This window comes from Luteibacter sp. PvP120 (assembly GCF_054055715.1).
Window position 1 is genome coordinate 141404 of the sequence record NZ_JBSRXP010000004.1, and the last position, 24014, is coordinate 165417.

The 24014-nt window shown below is 65.6% G+C and carries 21 protein-coding genes and 1 tRNA gene; 8 read left to right on the plus strand and 14 right to left on the minus strand.

The window, feature by feature from the left end:
* The first annotated feature begins 185 nt into the window (after positions 1 to 185).
* Entirely contained in the window at positions 186 to 821 is a 636-nt protein-coding gene (upp, locus tag ACVKN3_RS10040) for a uracil phosphoribosyltransferase (RefSeq protein ID WP_285404585.1), read from the plus strand.
* A 192-nt stretch (positions 822 to 1013) separates the two neighbouring features.
* Positions 1014 to 3749 carry a lamin tail domain-containing protein gene (locus ACVKN3_RS10045; protein WP_456991679.1) on the plus strand — a complete coding sequence of 912 codons (2736 nt, stop codon included), beginning with the start codon at positions 1014 to 1016 and terminating at the stop codon, positions 3747 to 3749.
* Positions 3750 to 3806: 57 nt separating this feature from the next.
* Here ACVKN3_RS10045 and pip read toward each other — a convergent pair whose 3' ends face one another.
* The 3 genes from pip to ACVKN3_RS10060 all read right to left on the minus strand — a co-directional run bounded on the left by pip (position 3807) and on the right by ACVKN3_RS10060 (position 6755).
* Positions 3807 to 4763 (minus strand): prolyl aminopeptidase, encoded by a 957-nt coding sequence (gene pip, locus ACVKN3_RS10050; RefSeq protein WP_285404583.1) that lies wholly within the window; start codon positions 4761 to 4763, stop codon positions 3807 to 3809.
* Positions 4764 to 4841: 78 nt separating this feature from the next.
* Positions 4842 to 5501 (minus strand): polysaccharide deacetylase family protein, encoded by a 660-nt coding sequence (locus ACVKN3_RS10055; RefSeq protein ID WP_354515093.1) that lies wholly within the window; start codon positions 5499 to 5501, stop codon positions 4842 to 4844.
* Between the two features lie 57 nt (positions 5502 to 5558).
* On the minus strand, positions 5559 to 6755 hold the full coding sequence (locus ACVKN3_RS10060; protein ID WP_354515095.1) for a glycosyltransferase family 2 protein: 1197 nt from the start codon (positions 6753 to 6755) through the stop codon (positions 5559 to 5561).
* Positions 6756 to 6925: 170 nt separating this feature from the next.
* On the opposite strand from ACVKN3_RS10060, the gene ACVKN3_RS10065 reads away from it, so the two are divergent.
* The 3 genes from ACVKN3_RS10065 to ACVKN3_RS10075 are packed head-to-tail and all read left to right on the plus strand — an operon-like array spanning position 6926 to position 9947.
* Positions 6926 to 7639, plus strand: coding sequence for a hypothetical protein (locus ACVKN3_RS10065; protein WP_354515097.1), 714 nt, complete (start codon positions 6926 to 6928; stop codon positions 7637 to 7639).
* A gap of 2 nt (positions 7640 to 7641) precedes the next feature.
* Positions 7642 to 8889, plus strand: a complete 1248-nt coding sequence (locus ACVKN3_RS10070) for an MFS transporter (protein WP_354515099.1) — start codon at positions 7642 to 7644, stop codon at positions 8887 to 8889.
* On the plus strand, positions 8877 to 9947 hold the full coding sequence (locus ACVKN3_RS10075) for an acyltransferase (RefSeq protein ID WP_354515101.1): 1071 nt from the start codon (positions 8877 to 8879) through the stop codon (positions 9945 to 9947). Before ACVKN3_RS10070 ends, ACVKN3_RS10075 begins: the two co-directional genes overlap by 13 nt.
* Positions 9948 to 10042: 95 nt before the next feature.
* Here the strand turns inward: ACVKN3_RS10075 and ACVKN3_RS10080 are convergent, their stop codons facing one another.
* Positions 10043 to 11425, minus strand: coding sequence for an FAD-binding oxidoreductase (locus ACVKN3_RS10080; protein ID WP_354515103.1), 1383 nt, complete (start codon positions 11423 to 11425; stop codon positions 10043 to 10045).
* Between the two features lie 112 nt (positions 11426 to 11537).
* Between ACVKN3_RS10080 and serA the strand changes: the two genes are divergently transcribed.
* Positions 11538 to 12773 (plus strand): phosphoglycerate dehydrogenase, encoded by a 1236-nt coding sequence (gene serA, locus ACVKN3_RS10085; RefSeq protein ID WP_354515105.1) that lies wholly within the window; start codon positions 11538 to 11540, stop codon positions 12771 to 12773.
* 97 nt (positions 12774 to 12870) lie between these two features.
* Positions 12871 to 14061, plus strand: a complete 1191-nt coding sequence (locus tag ACVKN3_RS10090) for an alpha-hydroxy acid oxidase (RefSeq protein ID WP_354515107.1) — start codon at positions 12871 to 12873, stop codon at positions 14059 to 14061.
* Between the two features lie 11 nt (positions 14062 to 14072).
* On the opposite strand, the gene ACVKN3_RS10095 is transcribed toward ACVKN3_RS10090, so the two are convergent.
* From ACVKN3_RS10095 to thrS, 10 genes are all read right to left on the minus strand, one after another.
* The gene (locus ACVKN3_RS10095; RefSeq protein WP_354515109.1) at positions 14073 to 15059 is read right to left on the minus strand and encodes a LysR substrate-binding domain-containing protein; all 987 of its coding nucleotides are present in this window, start codon (positions 15057 to 15059) and stop codon (positions 14073 to 14075) included.
* A 68-nt stretch (positions 15060 to 15127) separates the two neighbouring features.
* Positions 15128 to 15204, minus strand: a tRNA-Pro gene (locus ACVKN3_RS10100).
* A 46-nt stretch (positions 15205 to 15250) separates the two neighbouring features.
* Positions 15251 to 15607, minus strand: a complete 357-nt coding sequence (locus ACVKN3_RS10105; protein WP_036114913.1) for a MerR family transcriptional regulator — start codon at positions 15605 to 15607, stop codon at positions 15251 to 15253.
* Positions 15588 to 15887, minus strand: coding sequence for an integration host factor subunit alpha (gene ihfA / locus ACVKN3_RS10110; RefSeq protein WP_036140472.1), 300 nt, complete (start codon positions 15885 to 15887; stop codon positions 15588 to 15590). The genes ACVKN3_RS10105 and ihfA overlap by 20 nt, the downstream gene beginning before the upstream one ends.
* A 1-nt stretch (position 15888) precedes the next feature.
* Positions 15889 to 18270, minus strand: a complete 2382-nt coding sequence (gene pheT, locus ACVKN3_RS10115; RefSeq protein ID WP_354515112.1) for a phenylalanine--tRNA ligase subunit beta — start codon at positions 18268 to 18270, stop codon at positions 15889 to 15891.
* A gap of 27 nt (positions 18271 to 18297) precedes the next feature.
* Positions 18298 to 19290, minus strand: coding sequence for a phenylalanine--tRNA ligase subunit alpha (gene pheS / locus ACVKN3_RS10120; protein WP_285404572.1), 993 nt, complete (start codon positions 19288 to 19290; stop codon positions 18298 to 18300).
* A 100-nt stretch (positions 19291 to 19390) separates the two neighbouring features.
* Positions 19391 to 19750: a 50S ribosomal protein L20 gene (gene rplT / locus ACVKN3_RS10125; RefSeq protein ID WP_285404571.1), complete on the minus strand. Its 360-nt coding sequence runs from the start codon at positions 19748 to 19750 to the stop codon at positions 19391 to 19393.
* 14 nt (positions 19751 to 19764) lie between these two features.
* Entirely contained in the window at positions 19765 to 19962 is a 198-nt protein-coding gene (gene rpmI, locus ACVKN3_RS10130; RefSeq protein WP_036114929.1) for a 50S ribosomal protein L35, read from the minus strand.
* Positions 19963 to 20280: 318 nt separating this feature from the next.
* Complete coding sequence (gene infC, locus ACVKN3_RS10135; RefSeq protein WP_343123045.1) at positions 20281 to 20808, minus strand: translation initiation factor IF-3; 528 nt, start codon at positions 20806 to 20808, stop codon at positions 20281 to 20283.
* A 45-nt stretch (positions 20809 to 20853) separates the two neighbouring features.
* Positions 20854 to 22755, minus strand: a complete 1902-nt coding sequence (gene thrS, locus ACVKN3_RS10140; RefSeq protein ID WP_354515115.1) for a threonine--tRNA ligase — start codon at positions 22753 to 22755, stop codon at positions 20854 to 20856.
* A gap of 232 nt (positions 22756 to 22987) precedes the next feature.
* Here thrS and ACVKN3_RS10145 point away from each other — a divergent pair, with 232 nt between their 5' ends.
* Positions 22988 to 23998, plus strand: coding sequence for an NAD-dependent epimerase (locus tag ACVKN3_RS10145; protein WP_285404569.1), 1011 nt, complete (start codon positions 22988 to 22990; stop codon positions 23996 to 23998).
* Positions 23999 to 24014: the final 16 nt, after the last annotated feature.

Sequence of the window (24014 nt, forward strand, 5' to 3'; positions counted from 1 at the left end):
GCTCTTCCGGCAACGCACCTCAGTCGTCAGGGAGGTGGCGGGTGGTCACCCTCTGAGCGAGTTCGGCCGCTTGCGGCCGCTGCCCGAGCGCAGAGGGTGACCACCCGACGCCTCCTCCCTGGCAATCCGGTCACCCGCTGCGAACATGCAAGAATACATACACCGCTAACCATCCCCACCTGCCCATGAAAATCGTCGAAGTCCGCCACCCCCTCATCCAGCACAAGCTGGGCCTCATGCGCGTCGTGGGCATCAGCACGAAGGAGTTCCGCGAGCTGGCGTCCGAAGTGGCGGCGCTGCTGACGTACGAGGCCACGGCGGACATGGAGACCGAGACCAAGACCATCCAGGGCTGGGCGGGGCCAGTGGAGGTCACCCATATCAAGGGCAAGAAGGTCACCATCGTGCCTATCCTGCGCGCGGGCCTGGGCATGCTTACCGGTGTGCTGGAGATGATCCCGGCCGCCAAGGTCAGCGTGGTCGGCTTGCAGCGTGACGAGGAAACGCTGGAGCCGGTGGCCTACTACGAGAAGCTCAGCGGTGGCATGGACGAGCGCACGGCGATCATCGTCGATCCCATGCTCGCCACCGCCGGCACCCTGGTGGCCACGGTCGACATGCTCAAGGCGGCCGGCGCGAAGCGGATCAAGGGTCTGTTCCTGGTCGCCGCACCCGAGGGCCTCAAGCGCATCGAGGCCGCCCATCCGGACATCGAGATCTATGTGGCCTCCATCGACGAGCGGCTGAACGAGCTGGGATACATCCTGCCGGGGCTGGGCGACGCCGGCGACAAGATCTTCGGGACCAAGCAGAAGACCTGACCGCGCCACCCCGCCCTCCGAAGCCCCGCCCCCTGAAACACGACCTGATCCACGGCTATCCGTAGCCGTGCATGCCGTTGTCATAAAATGGCGTCACACTAGGGGTACGGGCCTTCGCAGGGGGAACGTCGTGCGAGGACACGCATGACGCTGTGGGTCGCGTACTACTCAACGACTCGAGGGGAAAATCGAATGCGTTTGACCACGTCACGGCGCGCCTCATGGGCGGCGCTGGCAGGCCTCATGGCCGTCTTGCCGCTCCAGGCGGCCGACCTTTCCATCACGCAGTTCCGTGCCCGCGGCCCCGCCGGCGGCAACGACGAATTCGTCGAGGTGCAGAACACGGGCACCGCCGCGCTGGACCTGTCCGGCTACAAGTTGAACGCGTCCAACGCGAGCGGCACCACCGGCACGCGCTTCACCTTCCCCACCGGCACCGCCGTGGCGCCGGGCTGCTTCCTGCTGCTGGCGAACAAGGCCGCGTCGGGCTATTCCGGCACGGTGACGCCCGACCTCACCTATGCCACGGGCTTTACCGATGACGGCGGCCTGGCCGTGCTCGACGCCAACGGCGCGATCGTGGACCAGGTGGGCCTGAGCGCCGGTTCCGCCTACAAGCTGGGCACGCCGCTGGCGTCGCTGGGCAGCGGCAACTCGGACCAGGGCTACGGGCGCAAGCTCAACGGCGCCGGACTACCGCAGTCCACCGGCAACAACGCCGCCGACTGGGTCAAGGTGGCGCCCACCGCGCCGCGCGCCAGCACCTCGCCGTGCACCGTGCAGGGCACCAGCGTGTCGATCGCCGACGCCACGGTGAACCTGCGCAACGGCGACGATGTGCCGATGCCCTTCGCGATTACGCTCAGCGAGCCGCGTTCCGCCGACGTGACCGTGCATGCGGTGACCGTGGACGATACCGCGACCGTCGCCGCCGGCGACTACGATGCGGTCGACACGACGCTGACGATTCCTGCGGGATCGACCGCCACCACGCTTACCGTCAACGTGCATGGCGCCAAGGCCGCTGGGCCGGACAAGGCCTTCCGCGTCAACCTGAGCGACGCCACCGGCGGCGTCACGCTGGCCAAGGCCACCGCGGTCGGCGCGATCCTCAACCAGATCCCGCTCACCGCCGAGATCTGGCAGGTCACCGGTCGCGGGCAGGTGTCGCCGTTGCTCGGCAAGCGTGTCGCCACGAAGGGCAACATCGTCACCGCCGTGGGCCCGGCCGGCTTCACGATGCAGACGCCGGACAGCCGCGCCGACGACGACCGCCTCACTTCCAACGGCATTTACGTGTTCACGCAATCCGCGCCGTCGGTAGCGATCGGCGACATGGTCGACGTGGAGGCCACGGTCGACAACTACTTCAACCTGCCCGAACTGAAGAACGCCACGGTGGCGACCACGATGCGTGGTGCGAAGCTGCCCGCACCGGTCGTCTTCGGCGCCAACGTGCCCTCGACAGACCCGAACGCGCTGTCCTGCGGCGAGACCAACTTCCAGTGCTTTGTCGGCATGCGCGTGGCGATCGACAACGGCATGATCACCACCGGCAACCTGCGTTTCAGCAACGAGCCGTTCGCGGAGGTGTACGTCACGGCCAACGGTCAGCGCTCGCTGCGCAAGCCCGGCGTGCGTTACACCGTGCCGGTGCCGGACGGCGTGAACCTGCCGAACTGGTCCGGCAATCCGGAAGTGTTCAAGATGAACACGGCCGACTACGGCGCGGTGGCGGCGAACACGCCGTTCAACGCCGGCACCACGTTCCGCGCCGAGGGCGTCATGTCGTATACGTTCGGGGCGTACACCTTCATTCCCACGAAGGTGACCGTGACCAAAGCGGCCGAACTGCCGCGTCCGGTGGACTCGCGACCGTTCTTCGCCGTGCGTGTGGGTGCGTTCAACATGGAGCGCTTCTGCGACACGCAGTTCAACACCACCTTTACCTGCAGCGGTGGCGACACCGAGCCGACCGCCGACCAGGTGCGCCTGAAGACCCAGCGCCTGTCCGCGTACGTCGGCAGCGTGCTGAAGCTGCCGGACATCCTCTCGGTGGAGGAAGTGAAGAGCCTGACCGTGCTGCAAGGCCTGGCCAAGCAGCTGGGTGACGATTACCCGGCGCAGTACGAGGCATTCCTGCAGGAAGGCCACGACCCCAGCGGCATCAACGTCGGCTTCCTGGTCCGTACCGATCGCGTCCGCGTGCTGGACGTCCACCAGCTGGCCGCCGACGAGACCTGGCAGGACCAGGGCAGCACCGCCTTCGTCCACGACCATCCGCCGCTGCTGCTGACCGCCGAGGTGCCCTCGATCCTCGGCAAGATGCGCATCAACGTGATCGCCGTGCATCCGAAGGCACGGCAGAACGTGGACAAGACCGGCAGCACGGCCGAGCGTGACCGGCAGAAGCGCTTCCTCCAGGCGAAGTCGCTCGCGGCGCAGGTCCAGGCCTTGCAGTCGGGACGGAAGAACCTGCTGGCGCCGCTGCTGGTCGTCGGCGACTTCAACGCCTACCAGTTCAGCGATGGCTTCACCGATGTGGTCGGCCTGATTTCCGGCCGCTACGACGACAGCCAGAACCTGCTGAAGCTCGGCGGCAACCTGGTCAAGCCGGCCCTGTGGAACGCGGTGGATTCGGTGCCGGCGAACGATCGCTATTCGTTCCTGTTCACCGAGAACTTCGGCAACGTGCAGGGCCAGGCGCCCCGCTCGGTACCGACGCACCAGGTGCTCGACCACGCGCTGCTCAACACCGTGGCACGCGGCCTGTTCCTGCGCATGGAGTACGGCCGCGGCAACCTCGACGCACCGGTGCAGACGCTGGACGACGCGGCCTCGGCCACGGGCGTGAAGAAGGCGATGGGCTCATCCGACCACGACGGTTTCGTGGTGGACCTGGTGACCCTGCCGCTGCGCTTGTTCTGACGCTTGTTCTGATCCAGCCCTGGCTGCCCGGCATCGACCGGGCAGCTTTTTTTTGTCTCAGCCGGCGAAGCGATCCGTGGCCCGCACCAGCTCGCGGACGATGCCCGGCTCGAACGCTGAGTGCCCGGCGTCCTGCACGACCTTCAGGTCGGCCTCGGGGAACGCGCGGTGCAGGTCCCAGGCGCTGCGCATGGGGCAGACCACGTCGTAACGGCCCTGCACGATCACCGTCGGGATGTGGCGAATCCTGTCCACGTCGCGCAGCAGCTGGCCGTCCACCTCGAAGAAGCCGGCGTTGACGAAGTAGTGGCACTCGATCCGCGCGAACGCGAGGGCGAACTCGTCCTCACCGCTGGAGGCGATATGGCCTTCATCCTGGTAGAGGTAGCTGGTCGCGCCCTCCCAAACCGACCAGGCCCGTGCGGCGGCGACGCGCACCGCCGGGTCCGTGCTGGTCAGACGACGATGGTAGGCGCTGATGAGGTCGCCGTGTTCGGCCGGCGGGATGGCCGAGAGGTAGGTTTCCCAGGCGTCCGGGTACAACTGGTCGCAACCGCCCTGGTAGAACCACTCCAGCTCCGAACGGCGCAGCATGAAGATGCCGCGCAACACCAGTTCGCTGACGCGCTGCGGATGGGTCTCGGCATAGGCCAGCGCGAGGGTCGAGCCCCACGAGCCGCCGAAGACCTGCCACGTGTCGATACCCAGGTGTTCACGTACCTGCTCGATATCGGCGACGAGGTCCCAGGTGGTGTTGTCGGTGAGCTCCGCATGCGGCGTGGACTTGCCGCAGCCACGCTGGTCGAAAAGGACGATGCGGTATTTCTTCGGATCGAAGAACCGGCGGCAACGCGGGTTGGTGCCGCCACCAGGGCCGCCGTGGAGGAACACCACAGGCTTGCCGTCGGGGTTGCCGCTTTCCTCGAAATACAGCGTGTGCAGCGGCGAGACCTCGAGCATGCCGCTGTTGAAGGGCTCGATCGACGGGTAGAGGTCGGGGGAATCCTGGGCCATGGGGGCGGGTCCTGTGGGGAAGGCGGGGGCCAATAGGCTAATGGGCGCACCGCCGCCTGCCAACCTTAAACACTTCGGCTATCGGGCTTCCCACAATCGACCGGCGGTGACGAAGCTGAAACCCATCGCCCACAGCGCGGGCACGACGTGCCTGACGATCTCGACGATCGCGGGACGAGCGCGTTCGCCCTCGTCACCATCGTGAAGCAGGACGATCGCACCGGGGTGCACCTGTTCTAGCACGTCGCGCACCACGCGGCCGGCGTGGTCCTTTGCCTCGACCTCGTCCCAGTCACGCGGATCGATCGACCAGCCGACGAGCGTCACGCCTTCTTCGGCGAGGCGCGCGGTCTGGGCCGGGGAGATCTCTCCAAACGGTGGACGAAACAGCGCCACCGGCGTGCCCGCCACATCCTCCAACAGCGAGCGCGCCGGGAGAACCTCGGTCATCCAGAATGTCTCGGTATCGAGCGCGCGCACGTCGCGATGAGTGAAACCGTGATTGCCTACCTCGTGCCCATCGCGTGCGATAGCCCGAACCATGTCGGGCACACCGCGTGCCTTCTCGCCCAGACAGAAGAAGGTCGCCTGCACGTCGTACTCGCGCAGTATCGCCAGCAAGGCCGATGTAGCCAGCCCCGGGCCATCGTCGAAAGTCAAAGCGATCTCGCGCCGATCGGTGCGGCCGCGGCCGATATACGTATCCGGGAACTGGGAGAGAAACGCGTGGTAATCCATGCCATGTCGTCCGGTAGAAGGGAGCGTGGCCTGCTCCCGCCGTGCATCAAGTGCTGGTCAGCGGGTCAGCCAGCTCTTGCGTCCGCCGCGCAATTCGTCGACCACGCCGATCACATTGGCAGGCAGCAATAAGGTATCGATGCCGGTGTTGTAGAGCGAAACCAGCAGCATGTCCTGCCAGCCAAGCTTCAGCCTGTGGCGCGCCTGCAGACAGGCCACTCCGTTCAAAAGGGCCATCATCACCCAGTTCGCCACGGCCAGACCGAACAGCAGCCTGCTTTCGTACAGCCAGGCGGCGGCGATGCTGAGCAGCAGCGTCGGCAGCAGGGCGGACTGCGCCCAGAGCAGCCACCAGGGCAGCATCTTCATCGTATGCGCGCGGGATATCCGCCAGGCGACACGGAACGATTCCAGCCTGCCACGTGCCCAGCGACGTCGCTGCCGGAACAGCCCGAACAAGGTCGACGGACAGACCGTATAGGCGATGGCATCCGGCGCGTAGCCGATGGTGTAGCCATGTGCCAGTGCCCGCCAGGTCCAGGCGATGTCTTCTACCAGCCATTCGCCCCAGCCACCCAGCTCCCGAATCACGGCGGTCTTGTGCAAGGAGAACGCGCCGGCAACGACGTTGACCATTCCCATGCGGCTCTGAACGAAACGGATCGTCGCCAGTGCGCCGACATGCTCGTAGAACTGGAAGCTATGCAGCCAGGAGTCGTGGCGACCGGCTGGTACGATCAAGCCACAGGCCGCCGCGTGCGTGGGCGACGCGTATAACGCCTCCACGGCCAGACGCAGGGCTCCGGGCAGGATGACAGTATCGCTGTCTATCACCGTTACGACGTCGGAATCGGTCGAAATCAGGGGGAGGGCCGCATCGAGCGCTCGCCCCTTGGCACCACTGTTTCGCGCGAGCGAACACAGCACGTAGTGCTTTCGTCGAGGATGTCGCAACCATTCGGCAAGAGAGCCGGGTGTCGTATTGCTCGAACCGTCGTCGATGAGGATGACTTCCATTTTTCCGCGGTAATCCGTGGCCTCGATCGCGTCGAGCGTACGCAGAAACGAGTCTTCGGGTTCGTTGAAAAACGGCACGAGGATGGAGACGAACGGATAGTTCGCCAACCTGGGGGTGGCGACCTGCACGGGACGAAACGCCTTCACCAACGACCAGACGAGCAGAAACAACAGACACAGCGCCAGAAGCAGGGTCGAAAACCCGATGAAGCCCAGAAGCACCGAAAGACTGATCATATTGACAACGATGTCATGAGGCCGGCGTCGAGCATGTCGTTCCGGTCTTCGGCAATCTGTGAGGAGCCGCACAGTTTCCATCCCCCGACGAGAGTCTTTTATCCAGACATCTTTTACCGCGGCAATTGCCGTGCCTACATTGATCATCCGTCCTCGCGGAGTCAGGCGCCATGGCATCCTCTTCTCAGAATATTCTGTCCGAAAACGTGCCTTGCGCGTCGTCTTTCACGGCACGATTTGACATCGGTGTCATTCTCGGCGACTGCGGCATCGAGCCAACGGTCGAACGCTATGACGCGGCCGCGGGTGCCATCTCGTGGCCGCTGATCGATTATTCGTCCTGCGCGCCCACCGACGACCAGCTGGCCATCAATCGTTGGCTGACGCGTGCTCCCCTGGCGGGCAAGCGCATCCTGCATGTCGGGGCCGGCAATTCATCCATCGCCAGTCTGCTGGCGGACGACGTCGATGCCGTCGTCGCGGTCACGGTGTCCGTCGATGAATGGCGACATGCGCAGAGGCTCGATCTACCCGGCTATACACCATTGCTCATGAACAAGCATGGCGAAACCTTCGCCAACGCTTTCGACGCCGGTTCGTTCGACTACATCGTCGACAACAACCTGAGCAGCTTCGCCTGCTGCCAAAAGCATTTCGAGCGTTACTTCGCTGCGATCGCCGAAGCGCTGGCGGAGGATGGCGTCATCCTCACGCATTGGTTCGGCATGCGATGGGTGCTCGATGTCGGCGTGGACGATGTCGAGCCCGCATGGCTGCTCGACGAGCATAAACTGCGGACGATCGCCACCGCGTTCGGCCTGTGGCTGGATCGCGACGGCGACCTGTTTTTCATGCGGCACGCGGATCGATCCGGCGGATCGTGAGCATGATCGGAGCGATGGGTCGGTTGCGGCGACTGTGGCGCATGGGACGCAAGGACACACGTTTCAAGCTGCTGCTTCTGGACAATCTGACGACCACGCTCGGAGCCAGTTTCACCCTGGTCGCCTTGCCGTTTCTGGTCATGCGGCTGACCGGAAAAGCATGGGACCTCGGCATCACGATGGCGATCGAAGCCACGCCGAGCCTTTGTCTGTTGCTGGCTTTCCCGCGCCTGCTCGATCGCGTCGACCCGTTGCGAACGCTGCGCCTGTGTCGGTGGTTCTTCGTCATCGCCAATGCGGCGATCGCGTTGCTGGTCTGGCTGGGAGGCATGTCGATCGTTGTCATATATGTTTCGACGGCACTCGGTGGCGTCGTCTGGGCCGTTGCATTTCCTGCCGGGCGCGCGGTGTTCACTTTGTATGTCCGCAAAGGCTGGCTGTCTATCGGCAACGCGATCTTCGCGCTGGTCTCGGCGGTGGCGACCGTGGTACTGCCGCTTGTCGCCGGATGGCTGATCTTCGGCACCCGGGGAGATACTGGGTTGGCCGTGGCCTTCGGCATCGACGCGATTTGTGTCCTCTGCTCCCTGCCGCTGCTGGCTGCGCTGCGCCGCCATGGGCCGATTCGCCGCTCGCCCGGCAGCCCGTCGAGCCCACGGGTCACGACATCGGCCACAGCCAAGGCCATCGCTATTCCGCGGGTGTTCCATGCCTATGTCTTCGCCAGCTCGGTACTCGTGTTCGGTCCGGTCCAGATCCTGCTGCCCTTGATCCTGGCCAGACACCGAGGCGGAAGCTATCTGCTGATCTATGTCGTGCAATGTATGGGCGTCGGCGTGGCCAGCACCGTCGCCCAGCGTGTCGCGCCCTCGTTTCCAGGTACCGCGCGCCGGATGCTGGCCTGCTGGGCCGTCGCATCTACCGCCTATCTACTTCTTTGTCAGGCAAGCGGTCCGGCCGTGACGCTGCTGGCGTTCCTGCTGTTTTCCTTCGCCGCCGCCCGCCATGGCATCCAGTCGCAGTCGTGGCTGCAACGCCATGTGCCGTCACACGATGTGGGCCACGAGATGACGCGTTTTTCGGCAGCCACGTTGTGTGGCACGCCCATCGCTGCCTTGCTGACAGGAGGTGCCATGGACGCGCTGGGTTTCGAAGCCGCGACCCTGGTCCTGTCGCTGGCGATCACGCTTGGCGTGCTTCTGGGGGCGGTGCACGTGCATCGACTCGGTGAGACGCTATGTTGTCGTTGACCATGTTGAGGTTGAAGCTTCCACGGCCGGAACCGCATATTGCTCCGCAAGCCGGTCGCTCGCCGGCCATGGACGTCACACGGGCGGTCGCCTGCGCCATGGTGGTGCTGGTTCATACCGCTGCCACCTATTTTTATGCGTTCGGGTCGATGTGGCTGCCATCCGTGACCTACGATGCCGTTGCCCGGGCGGCGGTCCCGATCTTCTTCATGTTGTCCGGGGCACTGCTGCTGTGGAAGGACGAGCCGATCCCGACGTTCTATCGCCGCCGCGCGTTGCGCGTCGTGCCGCCCCTGGTGTTCTGGACCGTCGTGTATGTCGTCGTCTTCGGTGACCGATCCATTTCGTGGACCGCGCAGGTCGCTCATTACCTCATGGAGCCATACCGACACCTTTGGTACTTCTACGTGGCTTTGGGTCTGTATCTTTCCGCACCCTTCCTGAGCAGGATGCTGCGAGCATCGACACCGGCGGAGACACGGGTCTTCCTGCTGCTGTGGTTCATGGTGTCCTGCGTGCTCAACCAGGTGCGTCTGCTGGTGTCGGAAGACTGGGATCCGCCATCGTTCCTGGGCGTGCAGCTGTTCTCAGGATTCGTCGGCTTCTTCGTGCTGGGCGCCTATCTGACCCGGTACGCTCCGATCGTCTCGCTGGCCGACCGATGGCGATGTCTGCTGGTCTTCGTGGCATCGGTGGCGGGTATCGTCGTGGCGACTTATCTATATTCCGGATACCGGGGCGAACCGAACGAGTTCTTCTTCGCCTACCAGACGCCCCTGGTCGCGATAGCGTCCGTGTCCGCTTTCGTATGGCTGACGACCATCCCCCGGTTGCCGACACCGCTGATGACGCCGATCCGCTGGATCGCCGACGGCTCACTCGGCATCTACGGGCTGCATCCCATGGTCCTGTGGCTCTACGTGGAACGTTTGCACGTCGACGACGATCTGACCGCACCTTGGGCCCGCATCCCGATCGTCTGGCTCGCGGTGTTCGTGTCGACTGCCCTCGTGATTCACCTGGCAAGAAAACTACCGCTGTTGCGTCGCGTCGCCTGACGCTGACGATATGTCCCTTTCATGCGCATCGAGGCATGCCCTCGACGCTTCCGCGCCGGGCCGCGACAGGCCAGATACCCTTGGTCCAGAGTGTGCTAGAGCAGCTTCCCCGGATTCATGATGCCGTTGGGATCCCATACCGCCTTGATCCCGCGCATCAGCGCGATCTCGGCTTCGCTACGAACACTGCCCAGCCAGGGCTTCTTGACCAGGCCGATGCCGTGTTCGGCGGAGATGCTGCCGCCATGGCGGTGCAGCGTGTCGACCAGCAACGAGGTGACGTGCTCGCACTGGGCGACGAACACGGCATTGTCCAGGCCTTCCGGCTTCAGCACGTTGATGTGCAGGTTGCCGTCGCCGATGTGCCCGAACCAGACCACGTCGACATCGGGGTACTCCGCCGCGAGCAGGGTCTGCATGTCCGCCATGAAGGCGGGCACGGCGGAGATCCGCACCGAGACATCGTTCTTATAGGGCTTGTGCGGCGCCAGCGACTCCGTGATGCCCTCGCGCAGACGCCACAACGATGCAGCCTGCGCCTCGCTGGAACTGATGACGCCATCCACCACCCAGCCCTCGCCCAGGCAGAACTCGAAGAAGGCCAGGGCGGTGGCTTCGGCGGCGGCATCGGGCACGTCGAACTCGGCCACCACGTAGAACGGATGGTCTTCCTCGAAGGGACGCCGTGCGCCATGGGCCACCACGTGGTGCAGCGCCCGGTCGGTGAAGAATTCGAAGGCGCCCAGGCTGAGGGAGTGCCGCGCTTCGGCAAACACCTTCATCAGGGCATCCATGGCAGGGATCGCCAGCAGCATCACTTGCGAAGGCGGCGGCGGGGAGGTCAGGCTTAGGGTGGCCTCGACGACGATGCCAAGGGTGCCTTCGGAGCCGATGACCAGGTGCCGGAAATCGTAGCCGGACGCATTCTTGACCAGCCCCCGGTTGAGATCCAGCAATTCGCCCGTGCCCGTGACCACCTTCAGCCCGGCCACCCACTGGCGGGTGTTGCCGTAGCGGATCACGCGGATGCCGCCGGCGTTGGTGGCGATATTGCCGCCGATCTGGCACGAACCGCGCGCGGCGAAGTCCACCGGGTAGATCAGCGAGTGCTCGCGGGCGGCGTTATGCACCGCTTCCAGGGCGATGCCGGGCTGCACGGTGAGGGTGCGATCGATCGGGTCGAAGTCGAGTACGCGATTCATGCGGTCGAGCGTGACCACCAGTTCGCCATGGGCGGCCACGGCTCCGCCGGAGAGGCCGGTGCGACCGCCGGACGGCACCAGCCCGACGCCCTGCCCGTTCGCCCAGCGCACGATGCCCTGCACTTCCGCCACCGTGGCCGGGTAGGCGATGGCCAGTGGCGCCGGTGTCCAGCGGCGCGTCCAGTCGCGGCCGTGGTGTTCCAGGTCGCCCGGTTCCGTGGACAGCTTCAGGTCGGGGAGGAGACGGGCCAGTTCGGCCAGGCGCGGATCGGTCATGGGAATCTCGCTCGGGTGTCCATCGAGGGTGCCAGTCCCGTCGCCGCGCTGCAACATGGGCGCCCCGATCTGGCATAGTGTTCAGCCGATCCGCGGAACAGAAGCGCCAGCCATGAAACGCACGTCGTACCCGAAAGAAGACATCAAGGTGCTGCTGCTGGAAGGGGTGAGCCGCAGCGCACTCGACACCTTCCGCCAGGCCGGTTACTCGCAGATCGAGTTCCACGAGAAATCGCTGCCCGAGGACGAACTCAAGCAGCGCATCGCCGATGCGCACATCGTCGGCATCCGCTCGCGCACGCACCTCTCCGCCGACGTCCTGGCCGAGGCGCGCCGCCTCATCGCGGTGGGCTGCTTCTGCATCGGCACCAACCAGGTCGATGCGGCCGAGGCCGAGCGCCTGGGCGTGCCGGTGTTCAACGCACCCTACTCCAACACGCGCAGCGTGGCCGAGCTGGTCATCGCCGAGACGATCATGCTGGTGCGGCGCATCCCCGAGAAGAACGCCGAGTGCCATCGCGGCGGCTGGTCCAAGTCGGCCGCCGGCAGCTTCGAGGTGCGCGACAAGGTGCTGGGCATCGTCGGTTATGGCCACATCGGCACCCAGGTCGGCGTGCTGGCCGAATCGCTGGGCATGCGCGTGATCTTCCACGATATCGAGCCCAAGCTGTCGCTGGGCAACGCGCGGCCGGCCTCCAGCCTGGACGACCTGCTCGAGCGTGCCGACGTGGTCACGCTGCACGTGCCGGAAACCGCGCAGACCAAGCACCTGATCGGTGCCGCGGAGATCGCCCGCATGCGTGCCGGCTCCATGCTGATCAACGCCTCGCGCGGCACGGTGGTGGATATCGACGCGCTGGCCGACGCGCTGCGCGAGAAGCACCTTGCCGGCGCCGCCATCGACGTGTTCCCCGTCGAGCCCAAGGGCAACGGCGATCCGTTCGTCTCGCCGCTGGTGGGCATGGACAACGTGATCCTCACCCCGCATGTCGGCGGCAGCACCGCTGAGGCGCAGGAGAACATCGGCATCGAGGTCGCGTCCAAGCTGGTGCGCTACAGCGACAACGGCAGCACGCTCTCGGCGGTGAACTTCCCCGAGGTGTCCCTGCCCGGCCACCCGACCAGCCGCCGCCTGCTGCATATCCACCGCAACATCCCCGGTGTGCTGTCGCGGGTGAACGAGGTGTTCTCGCGCGAGGCGGTCAACATCGACGGCCAGTACCTGCAAACCTCACCGCAGGTGGGTTACGTCGTCATCGACGTGACCACCAGCGAGGAACACGCCGTGGCCCTGCGCAACGAGCTGGCGGCCATCGAAGGCACGCTGCGGGCTCGCGTCCTCTACTGACGCGAGCCCGCGTCGCGCCAGCCACGCCTTTTTTTCGCGACCGGCGCCGGCGGGTCGTCCTAGCATCGGATCACCGTATCCCTGCGCTGGACGACCCATGTCTGCTCCGATCACCTGTGTCGCCGACCTGCGCGAGCTGGCCCGCAAGCGCGTTCCCCGCGCCTTCTTCGACTACGCCGACCATGGCTCGTACGACGAGGTAACGCTGCGCGACAATCGCGCCGTGTTCGACCGCATCCGCCTGCGCCAGCGGGTAATGATCGACGTCGACCAGCGCGACCTGGCGACGACCATCGTCGACCAGCCGGTGTCGCTTCCCCTGGCCATCGCACCCACCGGGCTGACCGGCCTCACCCACGGGTCCGGCGAAATACTGGCCGCGCGCGCCGCCGGCGCGGCGGGCATCCCGTTCTGCCTGAGCACCATGTCGATCTGTTCGGTGGAACAGGTCGCGGCAGCAGTTGACCACCCCTTCTGGTTCCAGATCTACGTCATGCGCGACCGCGGCTTCACCCGCTCCCTGATCGCCCGTGCGCGCGAGGCCGGCTGTTCGGCACTCATGGTCACGGCCGACCTGCAGATCCAGGGCCAACGCCATCGCGAGATCAAGAACGGCATGACCGTGCCGCCGAAGCTCACCCTGAAGAACCTGGTGGACATCCTCGGCAAGCCGCGCTGGGTACGAGGCGTACTGACCGCACCGAGTCGATCGTTCGGCAACCTGGCCGGCCAGATCGACGGGGCCGGCGGGCTGACCACGCTGGCCCAGTGGATCGGCAGCCAGTTCGATCCACGGCTGAGCTGGGACGACATCGCCTGGATCAGGGACCTGTGGCCCGGCAAGCTGATCCTCAAAGGCATCATGGACCCCGACGATGCCCGTGCAGCGGTGGCCGCCGGCGTCGATGCCATCGTGGTCTCCAACCACGGCGGCCGACAGCTGGACGGCGCCATCGCCTCGGCCGTCGCCCTGCCCCGCGTGGTCGACGCGGTGGGCAACGATATCGAGGTGCTGTTCGACGGCGGCATCCAGACCGGGCAGTCGCTGCTCAAGGCCGTGGCGCTGGGCGCGCGTGCCGGCCTCATCGGCAAGGCATTCCTCTACGGACTCGGTGCCATGGGCCAGGAGGGCGTGACGCGCGTCATCGAGATATTGCGTCGCGAACTGGACGTCAGCATGGCACTGACCGGGCATACGTCGGTGCACGACCTGGATCGCTCGGTGCTGCTGGACGAGCGTGGCGAGCCGTGGCTGCCGGTGCATGCGCGGGTGCAGGGCACCACCTGAGGTCGCCGTTCCTACGCGTTCCGCGAAGCAGATGCACCTTGCGCTGCCCGACACACCTCGCGCAGCCACGTTCCGAACGCGGCGCGCGATCCGTCGTCGTCCACGCCACGTGGCGAGCACAGGTAGTAAGCGGATGTCGGCCGCGCTTCGATAGCGAACAGCGGGATCAGCCGACCCGCCTGTAGATACCGCCATGCAAGGCTGCGCCGGACCAGGGCCACGCCCTGCCCGTTCAACGCCGCTTCCATCAGCATGCCCAGATCCATCAGCCGATGGCCCTGGGTAGGCTCGTCGACATCCCCCGTGCCGGTATGCTCGCGCGCCGCACGCATCCACGGTCCCCACGGTTCGAGCGGGCAGCGCAGCAGCACGCCACGGCGCAGCATGTCGGCGGGCGTATCGAAGCGGACCCGGGCCAGGTAGGCAGGACTGGCCACCGGGAACACGGTGTCGTCGGTCAGCCGTTCGCTGAGCACGCCGTCGAACGCACCGTCGCCGAAACGGATCTCCACGTCCCAGCCGGGCGCGGTGATGTCCAGGTAAGGGATCGAGGGCATCAGCTCCAGTTCGATGTCCGGATGCCGTTCGCTGAAAGCCGGCAGGTGCGGCACCAGCAGGTCGCGACCGAACGTGGGTGGCGTGGCGACACGCAGGCGCCGGCGCGAGGTGGACGCACGCTGGTGGTACGCGGACCGCGTAAGCAGGCCCAGCGCGACATTCACCTGCTCCAGGTATTCCCGACCGATGGCCGTGGGCTCCACGCCCCGCCCCGTGCGCGACAGCATCTTTACGCCCAGCAGCGACTCCAGCGCAGCCACCCGCTTGGCCACGGCGCTGGGCGTGATCGCCAGCTCATGGCTGGCCCGTTCGAACGAACCCAGCCTGGCCGCCGCTTCCAGGGCACGCAGATGCGCGGTGGACGGCAGGCGAACCGCCGGCTCCAGCGCATGCGGTCGATGATGGCTGCCGTCGGGCGACGGATGGCGAGGGGAAGTCATGGGCACCGTTCTCCTGGCCGCCACCTTAAACGAAAAAAGGCGCCCCATCGGGACGCCTTTTCGAATAATGGTCGGGGTGGCGAGATTCGAACTCGCGACCACTACACCCCCAGCGTAGTGCGCTACCAGGCTGCGCTACACCCCGACGAGCAAACGATTGTAGCAGCAACGCCGTGAACTGCGAAAGCGGTTCAACGACGAAGCAGGGTAAGGACTTCTTCCAGCTCCAGGCGAACCTGACGGACGATCTGATGGGACATGCTGGCTTCCATCCGGGCCTGGGGGCCCTCCAGCCGCGCACGCGCACCGGTGATGGTGAAACCCTCGTCGTACAGCAACGAGCGGATCTGGCGGATCATCAGCACGTCGTGGCGCTGGTAGTAGCGACGGTTGCCGCGGCGCTTGACCGGCTTGAGCGCGGGAAATTCCTGCTCCCAGTAGCGCAGTACATGCGGCTTGACGCCGCAAAGCTCGCTGACCTCACCGATGGTGAAATAGCGCTTTGCCGGGATCGCCGGAAGCTCGGTGTTATTCCCTGGGTCCAGCATAGCCCTCGACTCTTACCTTGAGTTTCTGGCCGGGACGGAAGGTGACGACCCGCCGGGCAGAGATGGGAATTTCTTCGCCGGTCTTGGGATTGCGACCGGGACGCTGATTCTTCTGGCGCAGATCGAAATTGCCGAAGCCGGACAACTTGACCTGTTCGCCACGTTCGAGGGCTTCGCGCACGACCTCGAAGTACGCGTCAACGAACTCCTTGGCCTCACGCTTGTTGAGACCCACGTCGAGGAAAAGCCGCTCGGCCATTTCCGCCTTGGTCAGCGCCATCTTACCCTCGCAATCTTGCCTTGCATGTCTTCTCCAATGCCCCCACCGCTTCTGCCACGCGAGCGTCGGCATCTTCGTCGGTAAGGGTGCGTGAAGCGTCCTGTAAAATCAAGCCCATAGCGAGACTCTTTCGTCCTTCGTCGATCCCCTTTCCGGCGTATCGATCGAACAGTCGAAGCTCTTTCAGGACCTCTCCCAGGGCACCGCGCACGGCGGTCTCGACGGCGGACCAGGACACCTCTTCCGGCAGTTCCACGGCGATGTCGCGGCGGACGGCGGGGAAGCGGGTCACTCGGGTGGCGCTGGGCAGCCGACGCGCGAGGATCGGCTCGAGGGCCAACTCCATCACGTGCACATCGGGGCCCAGGTCCAGCGCCTTGGCCAGCGCCGGATGCAGAGCGCCCAGGTAGCCGACGGGCTGGCCGTCGCGCAGCACCCGCGCGCTGCGACCCGGATGCAGCCAGGACGGCAGGCTTTCGGTGTCGACCGACCAGCGGGCCGGCTCACCGGTGTGGGCGATCAAGGCATCGAGGTCGCCCTTGAGGTCGAAGAAATCGACCGTGCGCGACGGCGCACCCCATTGCTCGGCACGCGCAGGGCCCGAGGCGACCACCGCCACGCGGCCGATCTCATCGGGCGCACCGCCGGTGGCATGGAAGCTGCGCGCCACCTCGAACAAACGGACGCGCTCCTGCTGGCGCGCACGGTTGTGCCGCAGGACCTCGACCAGGCCGGGCAGCAGCGAGGTGCGCATCACCGCCAGGTCGGCGGAAAGCGGGTTGGCCAGCGGCACCCAGGCATGATCCAGGCCCCAGGTGGTCAGCAGGTCGGCGCCGAGGAAGGACAGCGTCACCGCCTCGAAGTACCCGCGCGCGGCCAGCTGGTCGCGCAGGGCCATCTCGGTCAGGCGCGCCTCCGGCTCCGAGCGCAAGGCGATCTGGCCGGCGGGAATGTGCGTGGGGATGCGCTCGTAACCGTGGATGCGGGCGACTTCCTCGATGAGGTCTTCCTCGCGCTCGATATCGAAGCGGCTGCTCGGCGGGGTCACCCGCCAGCCGTCGGCAATCTCTTCCACGCCCATGCCCAGGGCGGTGAAGATACGGGCCACTTCGTCGGCCGTGACCTCGATACCCAGGATGCGGTGCAGGCGCGCGTGGCGCAGGACGACCGGCGCATGCTCGCGCAGGTCTTCCGGACGCTCCGCCAGCGTGATCGGGCCCGCCTGGCCGCCGGCGATCTGCAGCAGCAGCTCGGTGGCCCGCTCCATGGCGCGCCGCGGCAGCGCCGGATCGACGCCGCGCTCGTAGCGATGCGAGGCATCCGTGTGCAGGCCGAGCTTGCGCGCGCGGCCCATGATGGCCGCGGGGGCGAAATGCGCGGCTTCCAGGAACACGTTGCGCGTGCTCTCGGTCACACGCGAATCGAAGCCGCCCATGATGCCGGCCACGGCCAGGGCGCGGGCTTCATCGGCAATCACCACGAACGAGGGGTCCAGCGTGGCCGTGTTGCCGTCGAGCAGCTTCAGGGTTTCGCCCGGCCCCGCATGACGCACGACGATGGCGCCGTGCAGCGTGTCGTTGTCGAAGGCATGCAGCGGGTGGCCGAGTTCCAGCATCACGTACTGAGTGACGTCCACGATGGCGCTGATCGGACGGATGCCGGCGCGACGCAGGCGTTCGGCCATCCACAGCGGCGAGGCGGCCGCCGCATCGATACCTTCGATGATGCGCCCCAGGTAGCGCGGCGCGTCCGCGCCTGCGTCGAGGCGCACCTCGCGCGTGGCACTCGCGGTCACCGTCACGGCGTCGACACCGATGGCCTTGACCCGGCTGCCGAACAGGGCCGCCACGTCGTGCGCCAGGCCGTTGAGGCCCAGCACGTCGGGGCGGTTCGGGGTGATCTTCAGCTCGATGCTGGCGTCGGGCAGGCCAAGGTAGTCGGCCAGCGGGGTGCCGACCGGCGCATCGGCCGGCAACTCGAGCAGGCCCGATGCGTCGGCGTCGATGCCCAGTTCCTTGGCCGAACACAGCATGCCGAACGATTCGACACCGCGCAGTGTCGCCGCCTTGATCGCGATACCGCCGGGCAGCGTGGCGCCCACCGTGGCCAGCGGGACGCGGATGCCAACGCGCGCATTGGGCGCACCGCAGACGATCTGCACCGGTTCGCCGAGGCCGGCGTCGACCATGCAGACCTGCAGGCGATCGGCTTCGGGGTGCCTGGTGGCGGCCACGATCTCGGCCACGACCACACCTTGCAGCCCGTCACCCAGTTCGGTGACCTCTTCCACTTCCAGGCCGGACATGGTGAGCGCATGGACCAGCGCCGCGCGGTCGGCATTGATGGCGACCAGTTCGCGCAACCAGTTTTCGGAGAATTTCATGGGGACACTCTTTGATCCGGAGGGCGGTCAGGCGAACTGGCGAAGGAAGCGCAGGTCGTTCTCGAAGAAGGCGCGCAGGTCGCCGACGCCGTAGCGCAGCATGGCGAAGCGCTCCACGCCCAGGCCGAAGGCGAACCCGGTGTAACGCTCCGGATCGATGCCGCAGTTGGCCAGCACGGTCGGGTGGACCATGCCGCAGCCGAGCACTTCCAGCCAGCGCGTGGAACCGTCTTCGGCATCCCAGCGGATATCCACTTCCGCCGAGGGCTCGGTAAACGGGAAGTAGCTGGGACGGAAGCGCATCTCGAAATCGCGTTCGAAGAACGCGCGGATGAACTCGGCCAGCGTGCCTTTCAGGTCGGCGAAGCTGGAGGTCTCGTCGACCAGCAGGCCCTCGATCTGGTGGAACATCGGCGAATGGGTCTGGTCGGAATCGCTGCGGTACACCTTGCCCGGCGCGATGATGCGGATCGGCGGCTGACGCCCCTGCATCGAGCGCACCTGCACCGGCGAGGTATGCGTGCGCAGCAGGCGACCGTCGCCGAAGTAGAAGGTGTCGTGCATCGCCCGCGCGGGATGGTGCGGCGGGAAGTTCAGCGCTTCGAAGTTGTGCCAGTCGTCCTCGATCTCGGGACCGTCGGCACGCTGGTAGCCGAGGCGACCGAAGATGTCGGCGATGCGCTCGAGCGCACGGGTGATCGGATGGATGCCGCCATATTCGCCATCGCGGCCCGGCAGCGTGACGTCGATGCGTTCCGAGGCGAGGCGGCGATCCAGCTCGGCCTGCTCCAGCGCCTGCTTGCGGGCGGCAATGGCGTCGGTGAGGCGCTCCTTGACGCGGTTGACCTCGGCGCCCCGCGCCTTGCGCTCATCGCCCTGCAACTGGCCCAGGGCCTTGAGCGCCGCGGTGACTGCACCGTTCTTGCCCAGCAGCGCGACGCGGACGGCGTCCAGCGCCTCCAGCGAGGCGGCCGCATCGATGTCGCGCAAGGACGCGTCGATATGCTCGATCGATTCCATCGGATTTCCTGACGTCCAAAAAAGAAATGGGGAGAAGGCAAGGCCTTCTCCCCACGTCATCCATCTTCGCGCGACATCGCTATCGCGCGTTCAAAGCGGATTACGCAGCCAGACTGGCCTTGGCCTTCTCTGCGATCACGCCAAATGCCTTGATGTCGTGCACGGCGAGGTCGGCGAGGACCTTGCGGTCGACGGCGATCTCGGCCTTGGCCAGACCGTTGATCAGGCGGCTGTACGACAGACCGAACTGACGGGCAGCAGCATTGATACGGACGATCCACAGGGCGCGGAACTGACGCTTGCGCTGCTTGCGGCCGATATAGGCGTACTGGCCAGCCTTGATGACGGCCTGGTTGGCTACGCGGAATACCTTGCGACGGGCGTTGTAGTAGCCCTTCGCACGGCCGAGGATTTTTTTGTGACGACGACGGGCGGTAACGCCACGCTTAACACGAGCCATGGTTCAACCCTCCCTTAGAGATACGGCAACATGCGAGCTACACCCTTGGTGTCGCAAGCTTTGACGTGGTTGGGAGCGCGCAGGCCGCGCTTACGCTTGGTCGACTTCTTGGTCAGGATATGTGACTTGAAGGCATGACCGGCTTTGAACTTGCCGGATGCGGTCTTGCGAAAACGCTTCGCTGCCGCCCGGTTGGTCTTGATCTTGGGCATCGGAATGCTCCGTATTCGGTTGCTGACTGATCCGGCGGCAAGCCCTTGCGGGACAAGCACTTTCCATCCTGCCGGGTACGGTGGTACGGCCCATCCATACGGGCCGAGCCGGCGATGATACACGAAGAACGCGGTAGGAGCGCACGTTGTGCGCGAAAAGCCTACAAAGCGGGGACGCGGCGAGCCCCAATCGTGGGGGACACGGACAGGGCGGGGGCGGGGCGAGGGCGGGGCGAGCCCGGATCGCGCACATCGTGCGCTCCTACACCCCTCATCCGTCGCGGGTAGCAAAAAGGCGCCCGGGGGCGCCTTTCTGGTTCAGATCTTCTTCTTGGGGCCGATCATCATGACCATCTGGCGGCCTTCGAGACGGGGGAAGGACTCCACCACGCCATCTTCGCCGATGTCCGTCTGGACCCGGCGGGCCAGGTTCTGGCCGAGGTCCTGATGGGACATTTCGCGACCGCGGAAGCGGATGGTGACCTTGACCTTGTCGCCTTCTTCCAGGAACTCGCGCATCTTGCGCAGCTTGATCTGGTAGTCGCCCTCGTCGGTGACGGGGCGGAACTTCACTTCCTTGATCTCGACCTGCTTCTGCTTCTTCTTCGCAGCCGAAGCCTTCTTCTGGGCCTCGAACTTGAACTTGCCGTAATCCATGATCTTGCAGACCGGCGGATCGCCGTTCGGCTGGATTTCGACCAGATCCATGCCCAGCTCTTCGGCGGCCTTGATGGCGTCTTCCGTCCGCATGATGCCGAGCTGCTCGCCTTCCGCGCCAAGCACGCGGACCTGCGGGACACGAATGTCTCTGTTCTTGCGATTGCCCTTGTTATCGGTCGTAGCGATACCGCTATCCTCCAGAAGATTGATCCCAATACCGGACCCGTGGCGTCAGCGACGGGTCTCGGCTTCCAAACGTTCGACGAACTGGGCCAACGGCATGCTGCCGAGGTCCTCGCCGCCGCGGGTACGTACGGAGATGGTACCTGTTTCTTTCTCGCGGTCACCGACCACGATCAGATAAGGCACCTTCTGCAACGTGTGCTCGCGGATTTTATATCCGACTTTTTCGTTGCGCAAATCGGAGTTTACCCTGAACCCTTGTCCGACAAGGGCTTGGGTTACCTCCTGCACATAATCGGCCTGAGCGTCGGTAATGCTGAATGCAACCGCCTGAATGGGGGCAAGCCACGTCGGAAGCAAGCCCGCGTGGTGCTCGATCAGGATGCCGATGAACCGCTCCATCGACCCCACGATGGCCCGGTGGAGCATGACCGGGTGCTGGCGCTGGCTGTTTTCGTCGACATATTCGGCGCCCAGGCGCTCGGGCATCATGAAATCGACCTGCATCGTGCCCACCTGCCAGGCGCGGCCGATGGAATCCTTCATGTGGTACTCGATCTTGGGGCCGTAGAAGGCGCCCTCGCCCGGCAGTTCCTCCCAGGCCACGCCGGCCGCCTGGAGCGCGGCGCGCAGGGCGTGCTCGGCCTTGTCCCAGACCTCGTCGGCACCGATCCGCTTTTCGGGTCGCAGGGCGATCTTCATGGCGATCTCGTTGAAGCCGAAATCGTCGTAGACCTTCATGGCCTGGGCGTGGAACGCGGCGACCTCGCCTTCGATCTGGGCCGGGGTGCAGAAGATATGGCCGTCGTCCTGGGTGAAGGCGCGCACCCGCATGATGCCGTGCAGGGCACCGGAGGGTTCGTTACGGTGGCAACCGCCGAACTCGCCGTAGCGGATCGGCAGGTCGCGGTAGCTGTGCAGGTGGGTGTTGAAGATCTGGATGTGGCCCGGGCAGTTCATGGGCTTCAGGGCGTACGTGCGCTTCTCCGACTCGGTGAAGAACATATTCTCCTGGTAGTTGTCCCAGTGACCGGACTTCTTCCAGAGGCTGACGTCCATGATCTGCGGACCACGCACCTCCTGGTAGCCGCTGCTCTTGTAGACGCCGCGCACGTACTGCTCCACCGCCTGCCAGATGGCCCAGCCCTTGGGGTGCCAGAAGATCATGCCAGGCGCTTCTTCCTGCATGTGGAAGAGGTCGAGCTGCTTGCCGATGCGGCGGTGGTCGCGCTTCTCGGCCTCCTCCAGCTGGTGCAGGTAGGCCTTGAGGTCCTTGTCGTTGAGCCAGGACGTGCCGTAGATGCGGGTAAGCATCTCGTTGTTGGCATCGCCGCGCCAGTAGGCGCCGGCCACCTTCATCAGCTTGAAGGCGCGCAGCTTGCCCGTGTTGGGCACGTGCGGGCCACGGCAGAGGTCGGTGAACTCACCCTGCGTGTAGAGCGACAGCGTCTCGCCCGCCGGGATGCTCTCGATGATCTGGGCCTTGTACTCCTCGCCCAGACCACGGAAGAAGTCGATCGCCTCGTCGCGGCTCTTGACCGAGCGCGTCACCGGGATCTGTTCCTTGACGATCTTTTCCATCTCCGCCTGGATGGCCTCGAGGTCGTCCGGGGTGAAGGGGCGTTCGTAGGCGAAGTCGTAGTAGAAACCGTTGTCGATCACCGGGCCGATGGTGACCTGCGCGCCGGGGAACAGGCGCTGCACGGCCTGGCCCAGCAGGTGGGCCGTGGAGTGGCGCAGGATGTCCAGCGCCTCGGGGCTCTTGTCGGTGACGATCTCGAGCGCGGCATCGTGGTCGATCGTGAAGCTGGCATCCACCAGCGTGCCGTCCACCTTGCCGGCGAGCGTGGCCTTGGCAAGGCCCGCACCGATGGAGGCGGCGATGTCCTGCACGGACACCGGGTGATCGAACGGGCGCTGGCTGCCGTCGGGTAGCGTGATCTGGATCATGAATGCGAATTCCGGACAAACAAAAAGGGCGCCATGCGCCCTTCGAAGATGACGAAGACGTGGCGTGGAGTCAGAGGGAGGGGCGCGTAGTCCGCATGTCGCACACTCGGCCAGCGTTACCGCGGGCCACCTTCGTCGGCTGGATACCCGCAAAAGCTAGATCAGGCACGCGGCCGTGTCAATCCGGGCGTCCGTTACACTGTGTCATTCGCTACGAGAACAGGCCCTCCCCATGCGTATCCTGGTCACCGGCACCGCCGGTTTCGTCGGCTCGGCCCTCACCGAGCGCCTGCTGGCCCGCGGCGACACCGTGCTGGGCTTCGACAACCACAACGATTATTACGACCCCGCGCTGAAAGAAGCACGCGTGGCCCGCTTCATCGACCACCCGAACTACACCCACGTACGCGCCGATCTTGCCGAGCAGGCTGCAGTGGACAAGGCCTTCGCCGATTTCCAGCCGGAGCGCGTGGTCAACCTCGCCGCCCAGGCCGGCGTGCGTTATTCGCTGACCCACCCGCACGCGTACGTGCAAAGCAACCTGGTCGGCTTCGTCAACATCCTGGAGGCATGCCGCCGGCACGCGGTCGGCCATCTGGTCTACGCATCGTCCAGCTCGGTCTACGGCGCGAACCGGAAAATGCCCTTCGCCGTCGAGGATGCCGTGGACCACCCGGTCAGCCTGTATGCGGCGACCAAGAAGTCCAACGAGCTGATGGCGCACACCTACAGCCACCTGTTTGGCCTGCCCACCACGGGGTTACGCTTTTTCACGGTGTACGGCCCGTGGGGCCGGCCGGACATGTCGCCGATCCTGTTCGCCCGCCGCATCGTGCAGGGCGAGGCCATCGACGTCTTCAACCACGGCAACCACAGCCGCGACTTCACCTATATCGACGACATCGTCGAGGGCGTGGTCCGCACGCTGGACCACCCGGCCCAGCCAGACCCGGGCTACGACCCGGTGGCGCCGCATGCCGGCAGTTCGTCGGCGCCGTATCGCGTGTACAACATCGGCAATGACGAACCCGTCCAGCTACTCGACTTCATCGGCCTGCTCGAGAAACACCTGGGCCGCACGGTCGAAAAGCGCCTGCTGCCGATGCAGCCGGGCGACGTGCCGGATACCTGGGCCGACGTCTCGGCGATCCGCCGGGACGTCGGTTACGCACCGAGCACATCGATCGACGCGGGGCTGGCGAAGTTCGCCGAGTGGTACAAAGCGTACTACCGGGTGGACTGACACCTCGCTGGCTCGC